Genomic DNA, 25,009 nt, shown 5'->3' with positions numbered 1-25,009 from the left:
TATCGCATGAATCCATCCCGCGCTTTTATTCTGCGTCCCGTCGGCACCGCGCTGCTGATGGCGGCGATCATGCTGGTCGGTCTCGTCGCGCTGCGCTTCCTGCCGCTCTCCGCGCTGCCCGAGGTCGACTATCCGACCATCCAGGTGCAGACCTTCTATCCGGGCGCGAGCCCGGACGTGATGACGTCGTCGGTCACCGCGCCGCTCGAACGCCAGTTCGGGCAGATGCCGTCGCTCAATCAGATGTCCTCGCAAAGCTCGGCCGGCTCGTCGATCATCACGCTGCAATTCAGCCTCGATCTGCCGCTCGACATCGCCGAACAGGAAGTGCAGGCCGCCATCAACGCGGCCGGCAACCTGCTGCCCTCGGACCTGCCCGCGCCGCCGATCTACGCCAAGGTCAATCCGGCCGACGCGCCGATCATCACGCTCGCGATCACCTCGAAGACGCTGCCGCTCACGCAGGTGCAGGATCTGGCCGACACGCGTCTCGCGCAGAAAATCTCGCAGGTGGCGGGCGTGGGCCTGGTGAGCTTGTCGGGCGGCCAGCGCCCGGCCGTGCGCATTCAGGCGAACCCGCGCGCGCTCGCCGCGTACGGCCTGAATCTCGACGACCTGCGCACCACCATCTCGAACCTGAACGTCAACACGCCGAAGGGCAATTTCGACGGCCCCACGCGCAACTACACGATCAACGCGAACGACCAGTTGACCGACGCCGACGCCTACAAGAGCGCGGTGGTCGCGTACAAGAACGGCCGCGCGGTGATGCTGACCGACGTGGCCACCATCGTACAGGGCGCCGAGAACACCAAGCTCGGCGCATGGGTGGACGGCACGCCCGCGATCATTCTGAACGTGCAGCGCCAGCCGGGCGCGAACGTGATCCAGGTGGTGGACAGCATCAAGAAGCTGCTGCCGCAATTGCAGCAGGCGCTGCCCGCCGCGCTGGACGTGGAAATCGTCACCGACCGTACCACCACGATCCGCGCTTCCGTGCGCGACGTGCAGTTCGAACTCGCGATGTCGGTCGTGCTGGTGGTGATGGTGATGTACCTGTTCCTCGCCAACATCTACGCGACCATCATTCCGAGTCTCTCGGTGCCGCTGTCGCTGATCGGCACGCTCGCCGTGATGTACCTGTGCGGCTTCTCGCTGGACAACCTGTCCCTGATGGCGCTGACCATCGCGACCGGTTTCGTGGTGGACGACGCGATCGTGATGATCGAGAACATCGCGCGTTATGTCGAAGACGGCGAGTCGCCGCTCGAAGCCGCGCTGAAGGGTTCGAAACAGATCGGCTTCACCATCATTTCGCTGACGGTTTCGCTGATCGCCGTGCTGATTCCGCTGCTTTTCATGGGCGACGTGGTCGGCCGCCTGTTCCACGAATTCGCCATTACGCTCGCCGTGACGATCGTGATCTCGGCAGTCGTGTCGCTCACGCTGGTGCCGATGATGTGCGCGAAACTGCTGCGCCACACGCCGCCGCACGAGAACCACCGTTTCGAGGCCAAAGCGCACCGCGCGATCGACTGGGTGATCGCACGCTATGCGGTCGCGCTCACGTGGGTGCTGAACCGGCAACGCTCCACGCTGGTCGTCGCACTCCTCACGCTGGTGCTGACCGGCCTGCTGTACGTGTACATTCCGAAGGGCTTCTTCCCGGTGCAGGACACCGGCGTGATCCAGGCGATCACGCAGGCGCCGCAGTCGGTATCGTATGCGTCGATGGCCGAGCGCCAGCAGGAACTCGCCGCGCAGATCCTGAAGAATCCGGACGTGGAAAGCCTGACTTCGTTCATCGGCGTGGACGGCAGCAATATCACGCTGAACAGCGGCCGCATGCTGATCAACCTGAAGCCGCGCGACGACCGCAGCAACACCGCGAGCGAAGTGATCCGCCAGTTGCAGCGGGATGTGGCGCATATTCCGGGCGCGTCGCTGTACATGCAACCGGTGCAGGACCTGACCATCGACTCGACGGTGAGCCCCACGCAGTACCAGTTCATGCTGACCGATCCGAACATCGGCGAATTCACCACGTGGGTGCCCAAGCTTGTCGAGCGCCTGCGGCAGTCGCCCGAACTGGCGGACGTGGCGACGGATCTGCAGGACAACGGCCAGTCGGTCTACATCGAAATCGACCGCGCCACCGCGTCGCGTTATGGCATCACGCCGGCCACCGTGGATAGCGCGCTGTACGACGCGTTCGGCCAGCGCATCATCTCGACCATCTTCACGCAGTCGAACCAGTACCGCGTGATTCTGGAAGCGCAGCCGGAAATGCAGCACTACACCGAATCGCTGAAGTCGATCTATCTGCCCTCTTCCACGTCCACGGGCGGACAGGTGCCGCTCTCCTCGATCGCGCGCTTCATCGAGAAGCCCGCGCCGCTGCTGGTCACGCACCTGAGCCAGTTCCCGGCCACCACCGTGTCGTTCAACCTTGCGCCGGGCTCGTCGCTCGGTGCGGCGGTGAAGGCGATCGACCAGGCGCAGAAAGACATCGGCTTGCCCGCGTCGTTCCAGACGCGCTACCAGGGCGCGGCGCTGGCATTCCAGGCGTCGCTGTCGAACGAGCTGTTCCTGATCCTCGCGGCGATCGTCACGATGTATATCGTGCTGGGCGTGCTGTACGAGAGCTTCATCCATCCAATCACGATTCTCTCCACGCTGCCCTCGGCCGGTGTCGGCGCGCTGCTCGCGCTGCTCGTTACCGGGCACGATCTGGACATCATCGGCATCATTGGCATCGTGCTGCTGATCGGTATCGTGAAGAAGAACGCGATCATGATGATCGACTTCGCGCTCTACGCCGAGCGCGAAGAAGGCAAGCCGCCGCGCGAGGCGATCTATCAGGCGTGTCTGCTGCGTTTCCGGCCGATCCTGATGACCACGCTCGCCGCCCTGCTCGGCGCGCTGCCGCTGATGCTCGGCACGGGTGCCGGCTCGGAGCTGCGCCGTCCGCTCGGTATCGCGATTGCGGGCGGGTTGATCGTCAGCCAGTTGCTGACGCTCTTCACCACGCCGGTGATCTACCTCGCGTTCGACTCGCTCGGGCGCCGCGTGCGTGAGCGCTTCAATCGGGGCAAGCCCACGCCGCCCGTCACCGACGCGGGGAACTGAGCGATGAACCTGTCGCGTCCGTTTATCTCCCGTCCGGTCGCCACCACGCTGCTCGCGGTCGGCATTGCGCTGGCCGGCATTTTCGCGTTCACGAAGCTGCCGGTGGCGCCGCTGCCGCAGGTCGATTTCCCGACCATTTCAGTGCAGGCCACGTTGCCGGGCGCGAGTCCGGACACCGTGGCGACCAGCGTCGCCAGTCCGCTCGAACGGCATCTCGGCTCGATCGCCGACGTCACCGAAATGACCTCGATGAGCTCGGTCGGCTCGACGCGCATCACCATGCAGTTCGGCCTGAACCGCGACATCGACGGCGCCGCGCGCGACGTGCAGGCCGCCATCAACGCGGCGCGCGCCGATCTGCCGGCGAGCCTGCGCAGCAACCCGACGTACCACAAGGTCAATCCGGCCGACGCGCCGATCCTGATCCTCGCGCTCACGTCGAAAACGCTCACCGCCGGCCAGTTGTACGACTCCGCGGCCACCGTGCTGCAACAGTCGCTCTCGCAGGTGGACGGCGTCGGCGAAGTGGACGTGAGCGGCTCGGCCAATCCCGCCGTGCGCGTCGAACTGGAACCGAACGCGCTCTCGCACTACGGTATTGGCCTCGAAGACGTGCGCGCGGCGCTCGCCGCCGCCAACGCGAACAGCCCGAAAGGCTCGATCGAATTCGGCCCGAACCGCGTGCAGATCTACACCAACGACCAGGCCAGCAAGGCGTCGCAATACAAGGACCTGGTCATCGCCTATCGCAACGGCGCGGCGGTGAAGCTCTCGGACGTGGCGGAGGTGGTCGATTCGGTCGAAGATCTGCGCAACCTCGGGCTCTTCAACGGCAAGCGTTCGGTGCTGGTGATCCTGTATCGCCAGCCGGGCGCGAACATCATCGACACCATCGACCGGGTGACGGCAATGCTGCCGCAACTGCACGCGTCGCTGCCCGCGGACGTCGAGATCGCGCCGGCCGCCGACCGCTCCACCACGATCCGCGCGTCGCTGAAAGACACCGAGCGCACCCTCGTGATCGCGGTGGCGCTGGTGGTGATGGTGGTGTTCCTGTTCCTGCGCAACTGGCGCGCCACGCTGATTCCGAGCGTGGCCGTGCCGATCTCGATCATCGGCACGTTCGGCGCGATGTACATGCTCGGCTTCTCGATCGACAACCTCTCGCTGATGGCCTTGACCATCGCGACCGGCTTCGTGGTGGACGACGCGATCGTGGTGCTGGAGAACATCTCACGGCATATCGAGAACGGCGTGCCGCGCATGAAGGCGGCCTTTCTCGGCGCGCGCGAAGTCGGCTTTACGGTGCTGTCGATCAGTATTTCGCTGGTCGCCGTGTTCCTGCCGATCCTGCTGATGGGCGGCATTGTCGGGCGCCTGTTCCGCGAATTCGCGCTGACGCTTTCGCTCGCGATCGGCGTGTCGCTGATCGTCTCCCTCACGCTCACGCCGATGATGTGCTCGCGCCTCCTGCGCGAGCCGCACGAGCAGAAGGAAGAAGGCCGGTTCGGCCGCTGGCTGGAACGCGGCTTCGCGTCGATGCAGCGCGGCTATGAACGCACGCTCGGCTGGGCGCTGCTGCATCCGCGCCTGATCGTGACGATCCTGCTGCTGACCATCGGCCTGAACGTCTGGCTGTACATCATCGTGCCGAAGGGTTTCTTTCCGCAGCAGGACACCGGGCGGCTGATCGGCGGCATTCAGGCCGATCAGAGCACCTCGTTCCAGGCCATGAAAGGCAAGTTCGCGCAGATGATGGAGATTGTCGGCAAGAATCCGGCGGTGGATAGCGTGGCCGGCTTCACGGGCGGGCGGCAGACCAACTCCGGCTTCATGTTCGTGACGCTGAAACCGAAATCCGAGCGCAAGCTTTCCGCCGATCAGGTGATCCAGCAACTGCGCGCGCCGCTCGGCGACGTGGCCGGCGCGCGGACCTTCCTGCAGGCGGTGCAGGATATTCGGGTCGGCGGACGGCAATCGAACGCGCAGTACCAGTTCACGCTGCTCGCCGATTCCACGCCCGACCTGTACCTGTGGGGGCCGAAGCTCACCGAGGCGCTGCAGGCGCGCCCCGAACTCGCCGACGTGAACTCCGACCAGCAGCAAGGCGGCCTCGAAGCGATGGTGACGATCGACCGCGCCACCGCCGCGCGCCTCGGCATCAAGCCGGCGCAGATCGACAACACCTTGTACGACGCGTTCGGCCAGCGCCAGGTATCGACGATCTACAACCCGCTGAACCAGTATCACGTCGTGATGGAAGTCGCGCCGAAGTACTGGCAGAGCCCGGATATGCTCAAGCAGATCTATATCAGCACCTCGGGCGGCAGCGCGAGCGGCGCGCAGACCACCAATGCACCGGCGGGCACGGTGACGGCGGCGGCGAACACCACCTCGACCAGCGCGACGACGGGCGGCACGGCGGGCACGACCGCATCGAGTGCGGCGAGCATCGCCGCCGACTCCGCGCGCAACCAGGCGATCAACTCGATCGCGGCGAGCGGCAAGTCAAGCGCTTCGTCGGGCGCGGCGGTGTCGACCGCGAAGGAAACGATGGTGCCGCTGTCGGCGATCGCGAGCTTCGGGCCGGGCAGCACGCCGCTCTCCGTGAACCACCAGAGCCAGTTCGTGGCCTCGACGATTTCGTTCAACCTGCCGCCGGGCGTGTCGCTTTCCACCGCAACCCAGGCAATCTACGACACGATGGCGCAGATCGGCATGCCGGGCACCATCCACGGCAGCTTCCAGGGCACGGCGCAGGCGTTCCAGCAGTCCATGTCCGATCAGCCGATCCTGATTCTGGCCGCGCTGGCCGCCGTGTATATCGTGCTCGGCATGCTGTACGAGAGCTACATCCATCCGCTGACGATTCTGTCCACGCTGCCTTCAGCGGGCGTGGGAGCGCTGCTGGCGCTGCTGCTCTTCAAGACTGAGTTCAGCATCATCGCGCTGATCGGCGTGATTCTGCTGATCGGCATCGTGAAGAAGAACGCGATCATGATGGTGGACTTCGCGATCGAAGCCTCGCGGCACGGACTGTCTTCGCGCGACGCGATTTTTCAGGCGTGTCTGCTGCGTTTCCGGCCGATCATGATGACCACCTGTGCCGCGCTGCTCGGCGCGTTGCCGCTCGCGTTCGGGCGCGGCGAAGGCGCCGAGCTTCGCGCGCCGCTCGGGATCGCGATTGTCGGCGGCCTGATCGTCAGCCAGATGCTCACGCTCTATACGACGCCGGTGGTATATCTCTACATGGACCGGATCCGCGTGAGGTGGGAATCGCGCAGGACACGGCGCACGGGGATTGCTCCTTCCTGATGCTGCGCACCGCGTTATCCGTAAATGACGCGTGTGCGCAGTCGGGCAAACCGCGGCCTTTGCCTAACGGATAGCCACATTGCCGTTCTTCAAAGCTTCTGCTGCATGGCAAGCTGAAAAATCCGCTGCCATTGCCTGGCCTGCCGCTCGCTCGACATGGGCAGCACCCACACCTCACGCGTCGCGTCCTTGACCTTCAGCGCGACCTGCGCCTGTGCCTCGCGGCCTTGCGCCTCGGCGTCAAGCAGATCGGCAAAGATATAAGCGCCCTGCTCCACGCCAACCTGGATTTCGCACAGGCGCCTGGCCGCAGCGAGCCGGACCCATCCCCAACTGCCCTGGAGTTCGTGAGTCCAGTCGCCGTCGCGGATATTCGGCGCCACCTCCTTGCGGCGGCGCCACCAATACGCCAGCGCGGCCATCAGCAATGCCAGGACCAGCACGGCAGCGCCAACCGCAACGCCCAGTCCGAACGCGGCCTGCAACGCATGGAACGCCCGCACCGCGCCATACACCAGCGCGGCCAGCGCAATCAACGCAACGAGAATCGGCATCGCAAACTCACGGTCAAAAATCCCAGCCTAGCACGAGCAATGTTCGCCCTGCCCGCAAGAAACCATTGCGTGAAATGCGCGGACGCCGGTTGCCGTTCTCACGGCTGCTTGTGCGTCGCAGCCCATTCTTTCACCGCCTTCAGCGTGTTCTCGACATGCTTCTCCGGCGACAGGCTCGTGTATTCATAGATGATCTTGCCGTCCGGCGCGATCACATACGACACGCGATTGGCCATCGACGCATGCATCGGCATGCCCGCGTCATATTCGCCGATCACCTTCGAGTCGGCGTCGGCCGCGACCGGGAACTTGCTACGGCATTCGCTCACCGAAAACTTCGTCAGCGTGTCGATGTTGTCGTGCGACACGCCGATCACCGTCGCGCCATATTTCTTGTACTCGTCCACGGCTTCGGCGAACTCGTGGGCTTCGATCGTGCAGCCCTTGGTGAAGGCGGCCGGATAGAAGTACAGCACCACCGGTCCTTTCTTCAGCTCGTCGGCGAGTGAATAGGTGTAGGTCTTGCCGCCCAGCGAAGCCTGCGCGGTGAACGCCGGCGCCGCGTCGCCCGGCTTGAGGGTCGCCGAGGCCGTCAGCGAATGCATGGCGAATCCCACCGAGACGGCGCCGGCCAGTACCGCCGATATGAATTTCTTCTTCATCTGTCTGTTCCTCCAGGCGTTCATGCATGCGGTTCGTCCTACGAACCCAGGGCCGCTGCGTTCACGGGAACGCGGGCCAACTTCGCTATTGGACCACGTACTCACGAGGTACGTAAGAACCCGCCCGAAAGATGCGCAAGCCGCTGCCGCGGACACCGCGGACACGGTTCGGCCAACCTGCGCCGCCCCACGCCGCCAACTCACGGCAACCCGCAGAAATACCGCAGGACCGGCCGTTCGTCAGACAACCACTTCGCCGATATGCGCACCGAACCAGGCCGCGGCCGACAGGTTCAACTGGGCCAGCACTTCCGGCGTGAAGGCCACGAAGCCGGGCGGCGCATCGGGGCCGAGCGCGATCGACGCCGCGTCGCCCCCTTCGCCGGCCACCTCGGCGAGGCGCAGCAAGGTGCCCAGCTCGCCGCGCCGCGAGACGATCGCTTCGCGAATCCGCAGCGCGAGGCCGAGTTTCTCCAGCACCGCGCCAGGCGAGCTGCCCAGCACCACGTGGATCAGCGAAAAAATCCCGGTCATGAACGCGGCGTCGGCGAATTCGTCATCGGCGGGTCGCAGCCAGGCGGCGGCCAGTTCCATGAAGCGCGAGCGCGTTCCCGCCAGCTGCACCAGCGGATCGGCGCGCAGCGGCAGATCGCCGCTGTCGGCGTAAAGCAGCAGTTGCGCCCAGCGCGCGATCTGCCGCGTGCCGGTGGCGATGATCGCCTCGCGCAGCGACGCAATATTGCGCCCCAGGCCGAACGCGCTCGAATTGACGAGGCGCAGCAGTTGCACCACCACGCTCGGGTTCAGCTTGAGTTCGGCTTCGAGTTCGGCGATGCCGGCATCGCGCGACAGCAAGGCGAGCAGACGCAGCAGGCCCGGCCGCGGCGAGCGGTTGCGCGGCGCGGCCAGCACCTGGGGCCGCGCGAAAAAATAGCCCTGAAACAGATCGAAGCCGAGCTCGCGTGCGAGCGCGAAGTCTTCGCGTGTCTCGACCTTCTCGGCAATCAGCGTCTTGCCCTGCCCGCGCACGACAGACGCCAGCTTCGGGAGCACGGCGCGGTCGGTCTGCAAGAAATCGATCTTGACGATGTCGGCGTACGGCAGCGCGGCGCCCAACTCGTCGGACAGTTCGCTGATGTCGTCGAGCGCCACCTGAAAGCCGGCGCGGCGCAGTTCGCCCAGACGGCGGCACAGTGGCGCGTCGAATTCCACGGTCTCGAGAATTTCGAGCACGAAGCGCCCGGGCGGCATCAGATGGACGATGTCGTTAAAGAGCAGCGCCCGGTCGATATTGACGAAACCGCGATGCCGCCCCAGCACCGTCGGCACACCGATCCCGCCGATGGCGCGCGCCACCACCTGCGCCGTGGCCTGGGCGTCGTCGGTGACTTCGGCGTAGTTATGCGCGCCGGCTCGGAACAACAATTCGTAAGCATTGAGCGCACCGTCGCGATCGAGGATCGGCTGGCGGCCCAGATAGACGAACTGCGCGGAAGGCAGCGGCGCGGCGGCTTCGGCAGTCGAGTCGAGCACCTCGCTGTGCCGGGCAGTGGCCCTGGCTTGATGGCGTTCAGACATGAGCATCGGTGCAAGTGTTCGGAAAGCTACGCAGCGGCGGCGTCATGGCCGGCGCTGCACAACAGGTTTCCCGTATTAACGGACGTCGGATAGCCGCACTTTAGCCGAATCGGCCTCCGGCGAGCGCAATGCCACGCAAGCTTTTCCTTACCGGGTGTTTTTTGCGGCACGCGCTAAAGATTTCCCGGCACCGGCCGTTATCTCGTTCTGATAGGGCGGCCTGATACCCTCTCGACCGCCCGACACGGCGGAAAACAGCCGCCTCGCCTGCAGACGAATACAGGTTCCCAGCGATAAACATGGAAGCGAACAGGATCACCGCGCCCCGCCGGGGCTCCTTGCGCACGGTCATCGATCGGCTTCGTGCGCTCGGCCGGCGCGAGCACGGCAAACCGCAGACGGCTGCCGGCCGCGCTGCGCAACTGGAACAGGTGGTCGGCGCCGTCGACCTGCTGGCGCACGTCGACGACGAACTGCACTTCCTCTATGTGTCCGATGCCAGCCTGCGCTTCATTGGTTATCACCGCGAGTATCTCGAAACCATCACGCTGCACGACCTCGTGGCGCCGGCCGATGTGCCGCGCCTCGACGCGCTGCTCACCCGTGCCGCCGCCTCCGGCAATGTCGAGAAGGCCACGCTCGGTCTCATCAAGTCGCTCACTTACCCGATCACCGTCGAACTGCGCGTGGTGCGCAGCAGCCACGACGGCGCCGACGGCTATGCGATCGCCGGCTTCGACGTGTCGGCCTGGCGCGCCACCGAGGAACGCCTGACCCAGGCGCTGCATCTGGACCGCCTGACCAATCTGGCCAATCAGTCGGCGCTGATTCCGGCGCTGCTCGACGCCCAGCAGCAGGCCGACGCGCACGGCACGCCGGCCGCGCTGCTGCTGCTCGACCTCGACGACTATCAGCGCGTGAACCGCGCGCTCGGCTACGACGCCGGCGACGAAATGCTGCGCGACACCTCGCGCCGCATACTGAATATGACGAGCCCGGGCGAGACCGTGGCGCGCGTGGCGAGCGACGAGTTCGCGATCCTGGTGAAGCCCGCCGCGAGCCGCACCGACGCGGCGGCCGCCGCCGAGACCCTGGCGCGGCGCCTGCTCACCGCGATCCAGCAGCCGTATGTATTCAACGGCCAGCAGGTGCACCTGTCGGCGAGCATCGGCATTGCGCTCTACCCGGACGTGCGCCACGCCAACGACACCGCCGCTCACGACACCCACCTGCTGCGCTGGGCGGACCACGCGCTGCTGCAAGCCAAGGCGGCCGGCGGCAACACGCTCGCCTTCTACGTCCCCGACGACAACCCCGCCGACGCCGAGCGCCTGAAGCTGGAGGCCGACCTCTACGACGGCGTGCGCAACGGCGAGTTCTCGCTGCACTTCCAGCCGATCACGAGCAGCCGCACGCACGGCGTGGTCGGCGTGGAAGCGTTGATCCGCTGGTTGCACCCGGTGCACGGGCTGGTGCCGCCGTCCATGTTCATCCCGCTCGCGGAATCGATCGGCCTGATCAACTTCCTCGGCAACTGGGTCTTGAAGGTGGCCTGCATGCAGTTGATCCAGTGGGACGCCAAAGGCATCTGCCTGCAGTACGTGGCCGTGAACGTGTCGCCGCAGCAGTTCCGCGATCCGCGCTTCAAGGACGCCGTGCGCGAAGCGATCGAGCTGACCGGCATCGATCCGCGCCGCCTCGTGTTCGAGATCACCGAAAGCCTGCTGATGCACGACCCGGCGCATGCCAAGGTGCTGCTCGAAGACCTGACGGCGATGGGCATCCGCTTCGCCGTCGACGACTTCGGCACCGGCTATTCGAGCCTGGCTTACCTGCAACGCTTTCCGCTCGCCAAGCTGAAGATCGACAGGAGTTTTGTCGAGAATCTGCTAACCTCGCGAAACGATCAGGCAATCGTTAGCGCGGTCGTGGGTCTCGCCCAGACACTCGATCTCGAACTGGTGGCCGAGGGCGTCGAAACGGAAGCTCAGCGAACCCTCCTCACCGAGATGGGATGCGACCACATCCAGGGGTGGCTCGTCTGCAAGGCGCTGCCCTCCGACGAACTCGCCGAGCGGTTCAAAGCGCGCACGCTTCATCTGCACACCGCATAGCGATGCAGGCAAAGCGCTCACGTACCGGAACATGCCGGCTCAAGGCCGGCGCGGCATTCATTGGAACACGTATGGCTTTTGCGGGACTCACATGGTAAAGGCGGCAGTGCTCGACCGGCTCTGGACGCGAATGAGCGAGCGCGGCGATTTCCCCATGCTGTCGCAGTCGCTGCGCTCCACGATGGCGGCGATGAACAATGACGACCTCGACTTCACCGGCCTCGTGCAAGTGGTGTTGTCCGACTTCGCCCTCACGCAAAAGGTGCTGCGTCTCGCCAATTCGGCCATGTACATGGCGTTCGGCGGCAACATCACGACCGTCTCGCGCGCGTTGATGGTGCTCGGCATGGACGCGGTCGGCCATCTCGTGGTCGGCCTGAAGATCGTCGATCACTTTCACGCCAGCGCGCCGCGCCGCATCGACGCGAAACTCGAACTGAACCGCACGCTGCTGTCGGGCTGCGTCGCCCGCAAGCTGACCGAGCGCGGCGATCTGCGCGCCGGCGAGGAAGCCGTGGTCTGCACACTGATGCGGCAGATCGGCAAGCTGCTGGTGGTGTTCTATCTCGACGCCGAATGGGATCAGATTCGCCGTCACATCGAGAGCGGCACGCTCGAAGCCGATGCCTGCGTGCTGGTGCTCGGCGTGACGTTCGACGAAATCGGCGCCGAAGCCGCCGTGCGCTGGCGCCTGCCCGACATGATCCGCTCCGGCATGGGCGAATTCGACCCGCAGGACGTCACGCAGCCGCGCCAGGTGCAGTGGCTGCGCGCCATCACCAACTACTCGACAGCCGTGGCCGACGTGCTCACCCAGCAGAACATGCCGGACTGGGAGCGCGAGGAACGCATCGCCGGGCTGGCGCAGGAATATAGCGGCGCGCTGAACACCGACGCGGACGTGCTGCTCGATATGAGTGTCGCGCTCGCCCGCGAGGAAGGCGGCGACGGCGTGATGCGCGAAATCGTCGAGTTGCGCGCCAACGCGGACGCGATCGCGCGCGAAGCGCTCAACCCCGAGGCGCGCATCGCGGTGGGGGTCAAGGATCTGCGCGGCCTGCCCGAGGGCAGCCCGCTCGCGCCGGCGCTGGCAATGGCCGCCGAAACCCTGCTGGCCGGTCTCGGCTTTGCGCGCACGGTGGTGTTCGTCAAGCACAGCAACGGCACCTTCAAGGCGCGCCTCGGACTCGGACCGAAGATCGACGCGGCCTTGCCCAGGCTGACCTTCAACACCGCCTTCGAGCCCGACGTGTTTCATCTGGCGATTGCGAACTCGGTGGGCATCTTCATCGAGAACGCGCGCGATCCGAAGATGGTCGCGCGGCTACCCGACTGGTTCCGCCGCTCTTTCGACGACGCCCGCGCCTTCGTGCTGCTGCCGGTGGTCGACGAAACCGACACGACCGTGGCGCTTTTATACGGCGACTGGTCGCATAGTCAGGAGCCACGCCGCATCTCACAGAAAGAAATGAGCGTGTTGAATGAACTGGCGAGGGAGTTAGGGCGTTTTTTCGGCCTGGGGCAGATGCAGGAAATGGAGACGATGTGAAGACCTGGCGTGATCGTTGATCACGGCGCTTCACGCTCACCAGTTCTGTATTTGCCCGACGCCACGTTGAAGTCGGGTCAGGCTTGCCGGGGGCCGGCATGCGCCGCATGGCGCGGCCCGGATCACCGGCTTCAATCCTCGATTCTTTCGAGCCCTTCCGCGCTGCGGTCCGCGACGCCGGCCCACGCGCCTGCCGCCAGACCCATTGCCGCCACCTCCTCGACGGTGAGCGGCGCAAGGCGCGCGCACAGCGTGCCGATCTCATTCCAGTCGCCGCGCTCCAGTGCCGCGACCGTGCTCAGCAACAGCCCCAACACACCCTCGCGGTGCAGGATCGCGGCCTGGATCGGACGCGACAACGTCAGCACGTTCAGGGTGCTTTCGAGCGAGCCGCCAAACACCGCGTCGACGAATGAGAACACGCCGGTCAGGAATGCCGCGTCCGCTTCATCGCGGCCGGCTTCGGGCAGGCGCTCGATTGCCAGTTCCATGAAGCGCGCGCGGGTCGCGGCGAGTTGCAGCAACGGATCGTCCTCAAGCGCGACCTTGCGGCCGTCGGCGTAGAGCAGCAGTTGCGTCCAACGGGCGATGCGGTTGGTGCCGGTGGCGTTGATCGCTTCGCGCAACGTCGTCACCTTGTGGCCGACGGCGAGGCCGCTCGAATTGGCGAGCTTCATCAGATGCATCACCAGCACCGGGTTCAGCTTGAGTTCGGCTTCGAGCTGCGCGACGGTCGGATCGCCCGAGAGGAGTTGCAGCAGATTCAGCAGCGCGTGGCGCGGCGCGCTGACGCGGCGCGCGGTGGAGGTCTGGGCGCGCGCGAAGAAGTAACCCTGGAAGCGATCGAAGCCGAGTCCGTGCGCCGTTTCGAAATCGGCTTGTGCGTCGATGCCCGAGGCGACCAGCAGTTTGCCCGCCGACTTGAGCACGCTCGCCAGTTTCGGCAGCAGCGCGGGCGACGCGCGCGTGAAGTCGATCTTGACGACTTCGGCGTAAGGCAGCAGTTTGGCGAAGGCTTCGGTGGGCTGCGTCACCTCGTCGAGCACGAAGCGATAGCGGCGCCCGTGCAACTGGACGATGCGCGCCACCAGCGCCTCGTCGACCGTGATGGTGGGCGCCAGTTCGAGCATGAAGCGCTCGGCGGGCAACCGCAGGATCGCGTCGTCGAACAGCATCTCGCGGCTCACGTCGACGTAGGCCGGATGCCCGGTCAACGCGCTGCGCACCGCGCCCTGGAGCAGACCGTGAATGACCGCTCGCGCCACGAGTTGCGCGGGATCGGGCGCGCGGCCCGCCGGGGCCTCCGCATCCGCCTCGATGTCCGCGTGCGCGGCGGCCTGCGCGGCTTCTGCCATCTCCGCGGTCCATTCAGGTGCGCGCACCTTGATGTCGTAGCCGCACAGCATGCCGTCCCGATTCAGAATCGGCTGTCGCGCGAAGCTGGCGTTCAATTGCGCATCCTCCGTGGCGCCACGCTGGCCCGGTTTTTCGATTGCGATGCTGGTCATAGTGCTCCCCCGCTGAGCGCCGCTGCGACGCTTGCTACAGTATTCTGGTTTTCGCTGCCCCGTCGGCGCGCGGCCCGAGATGTGAGGCCCTTGGCGCCCGCGATGCGTCCGGCGATTTTATCTCACGCCGCCATGCGCCGACACGCCCATGAAGCAATATCTCGAAATAATTGGAGACGCGTCCGAAAGAAATCCGCCCCGAAATCGCCGATACTCTTGTGCAGTGCAAAAGCGTTCCAACCGCGTTTAATCATCGAGGAAAACATGGACGTCAAAAGCGTGCTGTCAAATGCCTTCGCGATGCCGATCACCAGCCCGGCATTTCCTATGGGCCCGTACCGGTTCATCAACCGCGAATTTCTGATCATCACCTACCGCACCGATCCGGACAAACTGCGCGCCGTGGTGCCTGAGCCGCTCGAAATCGGCGAGCCGCTGGTCCACTACGAATTCATTCGCATGCCGGACTCGACCGGCTTCGGCGACTACACGGAAAGCGGCCAGGTAATTCCGGTTTCGTACAAGGGTGTGGCGGGCGGCTATACGCTGGCCATGTATCTGGACGATCACCCGCCGATCGCCGGCGGCCGCGAGTTGTGGGGATTTCCGAAGAAGCTCGCGAACCCGGTGCTCGCCGTCCATACCGACACGCTGGTCGGCACGCTCGACTACGGCCCGGTGCGCATCGCCACCGGCACGATGGGCTACAAGCACCGGCAGCTCGATCTCGCGCAGCAGAAAAAACGCCTCGAAACGCCGAACTTCCTGCTCAAGGTGATTCCGCATGTGGACGGCACGCCGCGCATCTGCGAACTGGTGCGCTACTACCTGCAGGACATCGATCTGAAAGGCGCATGGACCGGGCCGGCCGCGCTCGAACTGGCGCCGCACGCGCTCGCGCCGGTCGCGGCATTGCCGGTACTGGAAGTCGTGGAGGCGCGCCATCTGATCGCCGACCTGACGCTCGGTCTCGGCGAGGTGGTGTTCGACTATCTCGGTCAACCGCAAGCGAACGCGCGTTGATCGAGCGGCGGTCACGCCGCGGCATGGCCTGGCGCCAACGCGGGTGCCAATGCGTCACACCTCGAATGCAAACGGCCGCGGCCGTTTGCATTCGCACCATCAGATACAGACAGCGAAAACGCGCGAGGCGCGCGTCACTTCAATACCACTTTCACGTCGAAGTATCTGGCCGCAAAGCGGTCGATCGTGCCGTCCGCCTTCAGTTCCCTGAGCGCCTGGTTCAGCGCGTCTTTCAATGCCTTGTCGCCCTTGCGAACGCCGAAGCCAACGCCCGCGCCCAGCAGCTTTTCGTCGGTGACAGCCGGACCGGCAAAGTCGAAACCGGCGCCTTGCGGCTTCTTCAGGAAGCCTTTCGACGCGGCCTCCGCGTCCTGGAACGCCGCATCGAGACGGCCCGAAGCGAGGTCGGCGTAAATCTGATCCTGCGTCTGATACGGCACGACATCGACGCCGGCCGGCGCCCAGCGCGCCTTCGCGTAGGTTTCCTGAATCGTGCCCTGCAGCACGCCCACATGCTTGCCCTTGAGCGAAGCCGGCGTCGGCAGCAGACCGCTGCCCTTCTTCGCGATCATCTGATTCGGGATCGTGTAGATCGGATCGGTGAAATCGATCGCCTGGCGGCGTTGGTCCGTGATCGTCATATCCGAGTTGATGGCATTGAACTTGCGCGCCTGCAAGGCCGGGATCAGACCGTCGAACGAGTTCTCGACCCACACGCATCTGGCCTTCAGCTTCGCGCACACGGCATTGCCGACGTCGATGTCGAAACCTTGCAGTTCGCCCGACGGCGACTTCGATTCGAACGGCGCATACGACGCCTCGACGCCGAAATGCACTTCCTTGATATCCGCAGCCGATGCGGTGCCGGCCGTAGCCGTGGCCGCCGCGAACAGCGCGAGCGCGGCCATGTTTCGCCAATTCATCTTCATTACGGGTGTTCCTCTACGGTATTGAGTGAGACGGAGCCGAATCCGCGCAAGCATGATTGCCGCGCCAAAATTGCGATTCAAACTCGTGCGGCCGGTGTGATGCAGCGCAACAGCCGCGAGGCCGCGATTGTACAGGCCGCGTTTGCCGCCCCTGCGGGCGCGCCGCCCGGCGCGTCGTGGAGCGAGCGCCGTGAGCCGTAGGTGGGAAGGTGTAAATAAATGTCGCGTTCAGGCAAACCCGCGCGCACGGTCGCGGGTTCCTGCGTGGACTACACGAGCTTCGAGAGCGTGTCCTGCGTCGTTTCGATGACCATCAGGCCGGCGCGCAAACCGGGCTTGACCGTCGCGTTCGGAAACACGAGACGCTCCTCGTCGTGACGCACGACATAGCGATAGTCGCCATCGCGTGCGAGCACCGTGTCTTTTGCGAACGGCGTGAAATTCGCGACATCGGGCGCGACCAGCAATTCGAATGCTTCGCTCTGCCTGGTGATCTGGTCGATTACCGTAAACGCCCTCGGCATAGGCGCGCGCACCTCGCCGCGCATGCCGGCCAGCAGGTGCCGCACCGCATGATCGGCGCCGGCGAAACGCGTCAGATCGTTCTGCCCGAACGGACGCACCTTGCCGAGTTCCAGCGTGCAAGCCAGCGCGCCACATGCCTGCGCGGTGAAATGCGAATACGTGTTGCCCCTGGTGGTGTGCAACAGCACCGCACTGATGCGCGCCTCGCCGAGCCACTCGAACATCGCACGCGAAAACGGCTTGCCGGTGTGCGGCAGTAACGCGAACTGCTCGAAGGCGGACGCGCGGATGGCCGTGTGCATGTCGATATGCCAGCGCGCGCCGGGATTGTCTGGCGCCGCCGCGAAAAACCGCGTGGCGGCCCGTTCCAGCGCCGCCGCACGCGGCGCCTCGTGGCTCTGCGGCAGTTGCAGATGACGGCCGCTGAAAAGCCGGTTCAGATCGTCGTCGCGATAACGGCACGCGTCGCGCATTGCGTCGACGTTGCCGAGAATCACCAGCAGGCGGCCGGTCAACGCCGCGGTGCCATGCGCGATGTCGCGCACGAGAAACGCGAGCAGTTCGATCGGCGCGGTTTCGTCGCCATGCACGCCGGCGGAGACGAGCACACTGCGCATGCCCTCTTCCTGCACAGCCGGTTCCATCAGCAATACGCCGTCGTCCAGCCACGACCAGCGCACGCCGCCGGCACACGTGCCCTGTGCTTCGCTCGCGGCCGGCCGCGTACCGGCCAGCGTATAAGCGAGGAAATCGTCGAGCAGCGAAACCGGCATGCTGCCCTCAGCGCTGGAAGTCATACAGCGAGCCCAGGCCGAGAATCTGCGTCAGTTCGTCGAGCGCGGTGCGCGACTCGGCGAGCAGATGCGGGTCGGTCAGATCGGCCGGCGCGAGGCGGTCGCGATAGTGTTTCTCGATCCACGCATCCAGACGGCCGAACAACGTGTCGTCGATCCACACGCCTGGTGTCACCGCTGCGCGTTCCGCGTCGTCGAGCACGACACGCAGGCGCAGGCACGCCGGGCCGCCGCCGTTTTTCATGCTTTCGCGCAGATCGAACACCAGTACGTCGTCGATCGGGCCTGTGCGCGAGGTCAGGTCGTCGAGGTAAGCGGCCACGCGCGGGTTTTCGCGGCATTCCTGCGGCACCACCAGCACCTGCTTGCCGTCCGGCCGCGTCAGCAACTGGCTGTTGAACAGATACGAACTGACCGCATCGGCAACGCTCACCTGCGCGTCCGGCACTTCGATCACGTTGAAGGCGGCTTTCAGGCCGGAGAGTTTCGCGCGCAATTCGTCGTACACCGCGTTCGGTTCGACGAACGCAAACTGATGACAGAACAGCGTGTTGCGATTGCCGACCGCGATCACGTCGTTGTGGAATACGCCGGCGTCGATCACGTCGGGGTTCTGCTGCGCGTAGACCGTGGCCTCGTCGGCGAGGCCATGACGGTGCGCCACCGCGCGGCTCGCTTCGAAGCTCTGACGCGCCGGGAAGCGCTTCGGCTCCGGTCCGCGACGATACTCGCTACGGCCATACACGAAGAATTCGACGCCACGCGCGCCATATTCCTCGCAAAAGCGCGTGTGATTCGCCGCGCCTTCGTCGCCGAGCGCGGGCGTGCCGGGCAACGCCTCGTGCACCACGAAACGGTCGGTGTCGTTGAACATGGTGCGCAACGTGCGGCGCGTCGATTCGTGTTCGATCGCGCGGTGCAGCTTGCTGCACAGATTGGCCGGCGTGAAATGCACGCGGCCGTCGTTCGTATCGGCGGACGGACTCACGGTCGCCGCGTTCGCGGTCCACATCGCCGAAGCCGAACTCGCCGCGGCCAGCAACTCGGGCGCGTCTCGCGCCACGCGCGCGATCACCGTTGCGTCGTCGCCGGAAAAACCGAGCTCGCGCAACAGACGCATCGACGGACGCTCCTGCGGCGGCAACACGCCCTGATGAAAGCCGAGATCGGCAAGCTGCTTCATCTTGCGCAGGCCCTGTTTGGCCGCCGCCTTCGGATTCGCAACCGACTTCTCGTTGTTCTGCGACGCGACGTTGCCGAACGAGAGCCCCGCGTAGTTGTGGGTCGGGCCGACCAGGCCGTCGAAATTGGCTTCAGTGGCTTGCATCGTCGATCCTTAGAATTGAAGGCCCGGCGAGACGCTCGCGGGCATTTGCAGTTGCGCGCTTTCGACGGAAGCCATCGGGAACGCGCAGTAGTCGGCGGCGTAGTACGCGCTCGGCCGGTGATTGCCCGAGCGGCCCGGACCGCCGAACGGCGCGCCCGACGAGGCGCCGTTGGTCGGCCGGTTCCAGTTGACGATGCCCGCGCGGATGGTGCGCTGGAAGTGCGCCCAGAGCGCTTCGTCGTCGGCGAGGAGGCCCGCCGAGAGGCCGAACTCGGTGTCGTTGGCCTGTTCCAGCGCTTCGTTAAAGCTGCCGTAGCGGATGATCTGCGCCAAAGGACCGAAGTGTTCTTCGTCCGGCCGATTCGCCACGTTCGTGACGTCGAGAATCGCGGGCGTGACGAAGCCGAGCTTCGGATCGCGTTGCTCCATCTTCAGCAATGCTTTGGCGCCGTCAGCCAGCAAGCGTTCCTGCGCGGCGACGAGACGCGACGCCGCGCGCACCGAAATCACCGCGCCCATGAACGGTTGCGGATCGGCGTTGTATTCGCCGACAGTGATGCGCGAGGTGACCTCGGTGAAGCGCTCCAGGAAGCGATCGCCCGCTGCGTCGTTCGGCACGAAGATGCGGCGCGCACACGTGCAACGCTGCCCCGCCGACAGAAACGCTGACTGGATCGTGTGATGCACGGCGGCATCGACATCGGCCACCGGCCCGATCACGAGCGGATTGTTGCCGCCCATTTCCAGCGCCAGCACGATCTCGGGGCGGCCGCCGAACTGCTTGTGCAGCAATGTTCCGGTATCCGAACTACCTGTGAAGAAGAGGCCGTCGATCTGCCGGTGATTCGCCAGCGCAATGCCCGTGTCTTTCTCGCCCTGCACGAGGTTCAGCACGCCTGCCGGCAAACCGGCGTCGCGCCAGATCTGCACGGTGAGCGCGGCCACGCCGGGCGCGAGTTCCGACGGCTTGAACACGACCGCATTGCCCGCGATCAGCGCCGGCACGATATGGCCGTTCGGCAGATGCCCAGGAAAGTTATACGGCCCGAACACGGCCACCACGCCATGCGGCCGATGCCTCAACACGGCCGTGCCGTCCGCCATTGCCGAGCGCTTCTCGCCAGTACGTTCGTTATAGGCCTGAATCGAAATCTCGACCTTGGCCGCCATCGAAGCGGCTTCCGTGCGCGCTTCCCACAACGGCTTGCCGGTTTCGCGGCCGATCGCTTCGGCCAGCGCTTCCTTGCGTTCGGTCACGAGCGCGGCGAAGCGACGCACCACGGCGCAACGTTCGTCGACACTCGACGCCGACCAGGCGGCGAACGCACGGCGCGCGCTGCGCACCGCGCGGTCCACGTCGTCAGCCGACGCGCTGTTGCCTTCCCACACCGCCGCGCCCGTGCCCGGGTTGCGCGACGCGAATGCGGGTCCTGTGCCGGCGGCCCATTCGCCGCCGATGAAAAGCTCGCTCATGATCATCCCTGTTTGTGTTTCTGCGGCAGCACGCGCACGAGGTCGCCCGCCTCGACGTCGAGTGCCGAGGCCTCGGCCGCGCTGAGGCGGAACACACCGTCCTGCGGCACGCCCTCCACCACGCCGACGCGAAAATCGCCCAACGAGGTATTCGATACCATCGACTTCCGCCCATCTTGCGGCGCGCCCGACTCGCCGATTTCGACCGGCACCACCACGCTCTCGCGCACGGTGCGCAAATCGGCGATATGGCATTCGAGCACCGGACCCGCATCGAAAATATCGACGTGATTCTCGTAGCGCAGCCCTTCCGCTTCGAGCATACGGCGCGCCGGAATCGTGTCGCTATGTGTGAGGCCGACGCAGTCCTGCGCCTCTTGCGGCAACAACTCGACATACACCGGGTAGCGCGGCATCAGCTCGGCGAGAAACGCCTTGCGGCCGTGCGAACTCAGGTAGTCCGCCGCGTTGAAATCGATCTGGTAGAAATGCGAGCCGACCGCGCGCCAGAACGGCGAGCTGCCTTCCGCATCGAAATGGCCGCGCAATTCCGCGCACAGACGCTGCGGAAAGCGCTCGCGAAACTGCGCGAGAAACATGAAGCGCGACCGCGACAGCAAGCCGCCCACGCCGCTCGTGCGATAACGCGGGCTGAGGAACAGCGAGCACACTTCCGCGTAACCCGTCAGGTCGTGCGAGATATTCAGCGCGCGCATGCGCGTCCAGATCCCGAGGTCCTGGCTCGCATGCACCACCGTGCTCACGCGATAGTTGTAGAACGGCTGTTGCAGGCCCACCGCTGTTTCGATTCCGCACACGCCGGCCACGTCGCCGGTATCTGTGTCTTCCATCACGAAGAAGTAGCCGGCTTCATACGGCTCGGCCTTGTCTTCCATCGTGCGGCGCGCACGCTCCACGCGTGCCGCGAGTGCCTCGCGGTCGGGCTTGAAAGTGGTCAGACCCGGGCCGGTTTCCTGCGCGAGCCGCATCAGCGCGTCCACATCGCCTCGTTGCACAACGCGAACGACGATCATCGTGCGTCTCCCGATTGTTCATCCTGCTGCGACGCGTGCAGCGGCACGCAGCGCACCGTGTCGCCCTCCTCTACGCCGAGCACGACGCGCGCCGCGTGCGGCAACGGCGCGCCGGCCGGTTTGCCCGCCGCCAGTTCGCCGAGCACGCAGCGGAACTCGCCGTCGGCGGCGTTATGCGCGATCAGATACGTCGAGCCGTTGGCGGCCGCATCGCTCTCATGCACCACGCGCGTTTCGTTGCGCGTGACACAGGCGCTGCGGTCCACTTGTGCGGTCAATACCGGACCCGCGTCGAAAATGTCGACGTAGCGGTCTGTCTCGAAGCCTTCTTCGAGATGAATGTCGTACGCGAGCAAGGCCTTCGAATCCGGCTCGCCGAGCACACGCTGCGCCGCCTCGGGCAGCAACGGCACATAGATGGGATAGGTGGGCATCACTTCGGCGATAAACGTGCGGCTGCGGCCACCCGATTCGATCTCGATGTCCGCGAAGTCGCGGCCGAAGAACTTGCGCCCCACCGCTTCCCAGAATGGCGACACGCCGTTCCCGTCGGTGACGCCGAGCAGCAGCGAAAACACCTCGGACGTGAAGCGCTTGCGATTGGCGGCGATATACATCATTCGCGCGCGCGACATCAGATGCGCAGCGGCGTCGCCCCGCAGCGACGGATCGATGTAATAGCCGGCCAGACGGCTCTTGCCGGTGAGCTCATGCGACATGGTCAGCGCGTGAATCTTGCGGTTCACGTGCAATTCGCGCGACGCGTGAATCAGCGCGTCGTTGCGAAACGCGTAGAACGGGTCCGAATAACCTGCCGCGGCGACGATGCTCGCCGTGCCCATCAGCTTGCCGCTTGACGCATCTTCGAGCACGAACAGATAGAACTCCTCGCCCGGAAAATCGACCTCCGCGCGAAACGAGTCTTCCGACAACGCGACGCGCGCTTCGAGCGCGCGCCGGTCGTGCGGCAGGGAATGCAGCACCGGTTGCGCGGTGCGTGCCATATGCTCGAGCGCGTCGAGATCGGCGAGGCGGCCTGGGCGTACGAAGAGCATCATCGTTCCTGTTGAATGTGACGCGTGGTCAATGCTGTGGCTCAGTGCGACGCTGCTTCGGCCTTTGCGCCGACAATGCCCTCGATCGCGCTGGCCAGACGCGCGAAGCCTTCGTTCATGTCGTCGAGCGGCATGATCAGCGACGGCACGAACCGCAGCACGTCAGGACCGGCCATCAGCATGATCACGCCATGCTGGCCGGCGGCGGTGACGAAATCTTTCGCGCGGCCCTTGAATGCATCGGTCAGTTCCGCACCGATCAGCAGCCCCCGGCCGCGCACTTCCGTGAACAGGCCGAAGCGATCGTTCAGCTTCGCGAGATGGCCTTTCAGCGCTTCACTGAGCGAACGCACGCCTTCGAGCAGCTTCGGATCACTGATCAGTTCGACCACCTTTTCGGCAATCGCCGCGCCCAGCGGATTGCCGCCGTACGTGGTGCCATGCACGCCGACCTTGAAATACGCGGCCAGTTCGTTGGTGGTCAGCATCGCGCCGATCGGGAAGCCATTGCCGAGCGCCTTGGCCGTGGTCAGGATGTCCGGCGTCACGCCGGTTTCCTGGTACGCGTAGAAATAGCCGCTGCGGCCCACACCCGTTTGTACCTCGTCAAAAATCAGCAGTGCGCCGTGCTGATCGCAGGCTTCGCGCAATGCCGCGAGGAACGCCGGATCCGCCGGGATCACGCCGCCTTCGCCCTGAACCGGCTCGACGATCACCGCGCAGGTTTGCGCGCCGATGGCTTTCTTCGCGGCCTCGATGTCGTTATACGGCAAGTGGGTGATGCCGGCCGGCACCGGGCCGAAGCCTTCCGAATACTTCGGCTGCCCGCCGACGCTCACCGTGAAGAACGTGCGGCCGTGGAACGACTGCGTAAACGAAACGATTTCGAATTTATCCGCGCCGTGACGCTCGAACGCGACGCGGCGAGCCAGCTTCAACGCAGCTTCATTCGCTTCCGCGCCCGAGTTGGCGAAGAACGCGCGGTCGGCGAAAGTCAGCTCTTCGAGGCGTTTGGCCAGACGCAGCACCGGTTCATTGGTGTAGCCATTGCCGATGTGCCACAGCTTGGCGCCCTGCTCGTGCAGTACTTTCAGCAGTTCGGGATGCCCATGACCGAGCGCGGTGACAGCGATGCCGCCGGCGAAGTCGATATAGTCGCGGCCCTGCGTATCCCAGACGCGTGAGCCGAGACCGCGGTCCGGCACGAAGGCGGCGGGAGAAAACACCGGCACCATGACTTCGTCGAAGGTCTGGCGTGTCACTGTCAGGTCGTTCATGGCAAATCCTCGTTACAGGTGAGAGGTGATACAGCTAGTGTAGGTAACGGCGCGCAATACGTCTTGCGCATACGCGACGCTTTCTATGAGGTTCCACGCGAACGGCAACGCTTCAGTCCGCCTGATCCGGCCGCTCGATCAACGCGGCCGGCCGCGGCTCGCTGGCCGCGGCGCCGCCCGCGCCGGTCTGCCTGTCGATCCAGTTACGACGATCCTCGCGCGGTGTGACACCAAAGCGTTCGCGGTACGCATTCGAAAAGTGCGCCGCCGACGAAAACCCGCAAGCCAGACTGATCTGCACCACCGATTTGCTGGTGCGCTGCAATTGCGTGCGCGCTTTGGAAAGCCGCAGCCCCAGGTAGTATTTGGACGGCATCGAGCCGAGATACTGGCGAAACAGGCGTTCCAACTGCCGCCGCGACACGCCGACCAGACCCGCGATCTCATCGGTGGTGAGCGGATCCTCGATATTGGCTTCCATCAGCAGCAACGCGTCGTTCAGACGCGGGTGGCGTTCGCCCGGCGCGGTCACGAACGGAATACGCTGACGCTCTTCGCCCGCGCGCAACACACCCACGCCGAGCGTATCGGCAATGCGATCCGCGAGTTCGGGACCATGCTCGCGGCCGATCATCGCCAGCATGAAGTCGACGGTTGCCTGGCCGCCCGCGCAGGTCGCGCGATCGCGGTCGATTTCGAAGATCTGTTGCGTGACGATGGAGCGTTCGAACTGCTCGGAGAACTGCTGATAGGTTTCCCAGTTGACGCTCACGCGATAGCCGGACAACTGCCCGGCCATAGCGAGCCACCAGACACCGTGATGAATCCCGGTGACGAGCGGCGTGCGCTGCCCGACGCGCGACAGGCTGGCGAGAAAGAGGCGATAGTCGGCGAACTGCTGGAACCGCTCGCTGACGATGATCAGCCAGTCGCACGCGATCGCGTCGCCGAAGGCGGCGTCGGCGGACCAGTGCGCGCCGCCCGCAAGCGGCACCGCGCGACCGTCCCACGAGCATACCTGCACCCGGTACAGCGCGCGGCCGTCAATTTCGTTGGCGAGATTGAGCGCGTCGACAATCGGCCCGACGCCCGACATCGACACGGGCGGCAAGGCGACAATGGCGACTTGCGTGGTGCGAGCCGGGCTGGACGTGCGGGCCATC

General features: G+C 65.2%; 17 protein-coding genes. 5 read left to right on the top strand and 12 right to left on the bottom strand.

The features are described from left to right. Nucleotides 1-6: 6 nt before the first annotated feature. Both BXE_RS07585 and BXE_RS07580 read left to right on the top strand, forming a co-directional pair. Nucleotides 7-3,129, top strand: a complete 3,123-nt coding sequence (locus tag BXE_RS07585; RefSeq protein ID WP_011487778.1) for an MdtB/MuxB family multidrug efflux RND transporter permease subunit — start codon at nucleotides 7-9, stop codon at nucleotides 3,127-3,129. A gap of 3 nt (nucleotides 3,130-3,132) precedes the next feature. Next, nucleotides 3,133-6,444 carry an efflux RND transporter permease subunit gene (locus tag BXE_RS07580; RefSeq protein ID WP_011487777.1) on the top strand — a complete coding sequence of 1,104 codons (3,312 nt, stop codon included), beginning with the start codon at nucleotides 3,133-3,135 and terminating at the stop codon, nucleotides 6,442-6,444. An 89-nt stretch (nucleotides 6,445-6,533) separates the two neighbouring features. On the opposite strand, the gene BXE_RS07575 is transcribed toward BXE_RS07580, so the two are convergent. The 3 genes from BXE_RS07575 to BXE_RS07565 form a co-directional block, all read right to left on the bottom strand. Then, nucleotides 6,534-6,998 carry a hypothetical protein gene (locus BXE_RS07575; RefSeq protein ID WP_011487776.1) on the bottom strand — a complete coding sequence of 155 codons (465 nt, stop codon included), beginning with the start codon at nucleotides 6,996-6,998 and terminating at the stop codon, nucleotides 6,534-6,536. Between the two features lie 98 nt (nucleotides 6,999-7,096). Beyond that, nucleotides 7,097-7,660 (bottom strand): peroxiredoxin, encoded by a 564-nt coding sequence (locus BXE_RS07570; RefSeq protein ID WP_038456490.1) that lies wholly within the window; start codon nucleotides 7,658-7,660, stop codon nucleotides 7,097-7,099. 240 nt (nucleotides 7,661-7,900) lie between these two features. Continuing rightward, nucleotides 7,901-9,238, bottom strand: coding sequence for an EAL and HDOD domain-containing protein (locus BXE_RS07565; protein ID WP_038458098.1), 1,338 nt, complete (start codon nucleotides 9,236-9,238; stop codon nucleotides 7,901-7,903). Nucleotides 9,239-9,537: 299 nt separating this feature from the next. On the opposite strand from BXE_RS07565, the gene BXE_RS07560 reads away from it, so the two are divergent. After that, entirely contained in the window at nucleotides 9,538-11,352 is a 1,815-nt protein-coding gene (locus tag BXE_RS07560; RefSeq protein WP_011487773.1) for a putative bifunctional diguanylate cyclase/phosphodiesterase, read from the top strand. A 91-nt stretch (nucleotides 11,353-11,443) separates the two neighbouring features. After that, nucleotides 11,444-12,901 (top strand): HDOD domain-containing protein, encoded by a 1,458-nt coding sequence (locus BXE_RS07555; protein ID WP_011487772.1) that lies wholly within the window; start codon nucleotides 11,444-11,446, stop codon nucleotides 12,899-12,901. Nucleotides 12,902-13,032: 131 nt separating this feature from the next. On the opposite strand, the gene BXE_RS07550 is transcribed toward BXE_RS07555, so the two are convergent. Next, nucleotides 13,033-14,409: an EAL and HDOD domain-containing protein gene (locus BXE_RS07550; RefSeq protein WP_011487771.1), complete on the bottom strand. Its 1,377-nt coding sequence runs from the start codon at nucleotides 14,407-14,409 to the stop codon at nucleotides 13,033-13,035. A 264-nt stretch (nucleotides 14,410-14,673) separates the two neighbouring features. Between BXE_RS07550 and BXE_RS07545 the strand changes: the two genes are divergently transcribed. Next, nucleotides 14,674-15,432 (top strand): acetoacetate decarboxylase, encoded by a 759-nt coding sequence (locus BXE_RS07545; protein WP_011487770.1) that lies wholly within the window; start codon nucleotides 14,674-14,676, stop codon nucleotides 15,430-15,432. A gap of 134 nt (nucleotides 15,433-15,566) precedes the next feature. Here the strand turns inward: BXE_RS07545 and BXE_RS07540 are convergent, their stop codons facing one another. The 8 genes from BXE_RS07540 to BXE_RS07505 all read right to left on the bottom strand — a co-directional run bounded on the left by BXE_RS07540 (nucleotide 15,567) and on the right by BXE_RS07505 (nucleotide 25,008). Beyond that, a complete protein-coding gene (locus BXE_RS07540) occupies nucleotides 15,567-16,361 on the bottom strand; it encodes an ABC transporter substrate-binding protein (RefSeq protein WP_011487769.1) in 795 nt (264 codons plus the stop codon). 269 nt (nucleotides 16,362-16,630) lie between these two features. Continuing rightward, on the bottom strand, nucleotides 16,631-17,683 hold the full coding sequence (astE, locus tag BXE_RS07535) for a succinylglutamate desuccinylase (RefSeq protein WP_233518803.1): 1,053 nt from the start codon (nucleotides 17,681-17,683) through the stop codon (nucleotides 16,631-16,633). After that, the gene (gene astB, locus BXE_RS07530) at nucleotides 17,667-19,007 is read right to left on the bottom strand and encodes an N-succinylarginine dihydrolase (RefSeq protein WP_011487767.1); all 1,341 of its coding nucleotides are present in this window, start codon (nucleotides 19,005-19,007) and stop codon (nucleotides 17,667-17,669) included. Before astB ends, astE begins: the two co-directional genes overlap by 17 nt. 9 nt (nucleotides 19,008-19,016) lie before the next feature. Next, on the bottom strand, nucleotides 19,017-20,480 hold the full coding sequence (astD, locus tag BXE_RS07525; RefSeq protein ID WP_038456493.1) for a succinylglutamate-semialdehyde dehydrogenase: 1,464 nt from the start codon (nucleotides 20,478-20,480) through the stop codon (nucleotides 19,017-19,019). 2 nt (nucleotides 20,481-20,482) lie between these two features. Next, nucleotides 20,483-21,514: an arginine N-succinyltransferase gene (gene astA, locus BXE_RS07520; RefSeq protein ID WP_011487765.1), complete on the bottom strand. Its 1,032-nt coding sequence runs from the start codon at nucleotides 21,512-21,514 to the stop codon at nucleotides 20,483-20,485. Beyond that, nucleotides 21,511-22,569, bottom strand: coding sequence for an arginine/ornithine succinyltransferase subunit alpha (aruF, locus tag BXE_RS07515; RefSeq protein ID WP_011487764.1), 1,059 nt, complete (start codon nucleotides 22,567-22,569; stop codon nucleotides 21,511-21,513). The genes astA and aruF overlap by 4 nt, the downstream gene beginning before the upstream one ends. Nucleotides 22,570-22,610: 41 nt before the next feature. Continuing rightward, a complete protein-coding gene (locus tag BXE_RS07510) occupies nucleotides 22,611-23,846 on the bottom strand; it encodes an aspartate aminotransferase family protein (RefSeq protein ID WP_011487763.1) in 1,236 nt (411 codons plus the stop codon). A gap of 112 nt (nucleotides 23,847-23,958) precedes the next feature. Continuing rightward, nucleotides 23,959-25,008, bottom strand: a complete 1,050-nt coding sequence (locus BXE_RS07505; protein WP_011487762.1) for a GlxA family transcriptional regulator — start codon at nucleotides 25,006-25,008, stop codon at nucleotides 23,959-23,961. Nucleotide 25,009: the final 1 nt, after the last annotated feature.

This window comes from Paraburkholderia xenovorans LB400 (genome assembly GCF_000013645.1).
Classification (GTDB): Bacteria; Pseudomonadota; Gammaproteobacteria; order Burkholderiales; family Burkholderiaceae; genus Paraburkholderia; species Paraburkholderia xenovorans.
The sequence above is the reverse complement of the archived record's forward strand: the minus strand, read 5'-3'. Positions and strand labels throughout refer to the sequence as shown.

Bases quoted from the DNA above. Each gene is read 5' to 3' on its own strand.
- astA (WP_011487765.1), bottom strand. From the start codon at position 21,514: ATGATCGTCGTTCGCGTTGTGCAACGAGGCGATGTGGACGCGCTGATG.
- BXE_RS07575 (WP_011487776.1), bottom strand. From the start codon at position 6,998: ATGCCGATTCTCGTTGCGTTGATTGCGCTGGCCGCGCTGGTGTATGGC.
- BXE_RS07560 (WP_011487773.1), top strand. From the start codon at position 9,538: ATGGAAGCGAACAGGATCACCGCGCCCCGCCGGGGCTCCTTGCGCACG.
- BXE_RS07585 (WP_011487778.1), top strand. From the start codon at position 7: ATGAATCCATCCCGCGCTTTTATTCTGCGTCCCGTCGGCACCGCGCTG.
- BXE_RS07550 (WP_011487771.1), bottom strand. From the start codon at position 14,409: ATGACCAGCATCGCAATCGAAAAACCGGGCCAGCGTGGCGCCACGGAG.
- astE (WP_233518803.1), bottom strand. From the start codon at position 17,683: ATGACTTCCAGCGCTGAGGGCAGCATGCCGGTTTCGCTGCTCGACGAT.
- BXE_RS07540 (WP_011487769.1), bottom strand. From the start codon at position 16,361: ATGAAGATGAATTGGCGAAACATGGCCGCGCTCGCGCTGTTCGCGGCG.
- BXE_RS07505 (WP_011487762.1), bottom strand. From the start codon at position 25,008: ATGGCCCGCACGTCCAGCCCGGCTCGCACCACGCAAGTCGCCATTGTC.
- BXE_RS07570 (WP_038456490.1), bottom strand. From the start codon at position 7,660: ATGAAGAAGAAATTCATATCGGCGGTACTGGCCGGCGCCGTCTCGGTG.
- BXE_RS07510 (WP_011487763.1), bottom strand. From the start codon at position 23,846: ATGAACGACCTGACAGTGACACGCCAGACCTTCGACGAAGTCATGGTG.
- astB (WP_011487767.1), bottom strand. From the start codon at position 19,007: ATGCAAGCCACTGAAGCCAATTTCGACGGCCTGGTCGGCCCGACCCAC.
- BXE_RS07555 (WP_011487772.1), top strand. From the start codon at position 11,444: ATGGTAAAGGCGGCAGTGCTCGACCGGCTCTGGACGCGAATGAGCGAG.
- BXE_RS07565 (WP_038458098.1), bottom strand. From the start codon at position 9,238: ATGTCTGAACGCCATCAAGCCAGGGCCACTGCCCGGCACAGCGAGGTG.
- BXE_RS07580 (WP_011487777.1), top strand. From the start codon at position 3,133: ATGAACCTGTCGCGTCCGTTTATCTCCCGTCCGGTCGCCACCACGCTG.
- aruF (WP_011487764.1), bottom strand. From the start codon at position 22,569: ATGCTCTTCGTACGCCCAGGCCGCCTCGCCGATCTCGACGCGCTCGAG.
- astD (WP_038456493.1), bottom strand. From the start codon at position 20,480: ATGAGCGAGCTTTTCATCGGCGGCGAATGGGCCGCCGGCACAGGACCC.
- BXE_RS07545 (WP_011487770.1), top strand. From the start codon at position 14,674: ATGGACGTCAAAAGCGTGCTGTCAAATGCCTTCGCGATGCCGATCACC.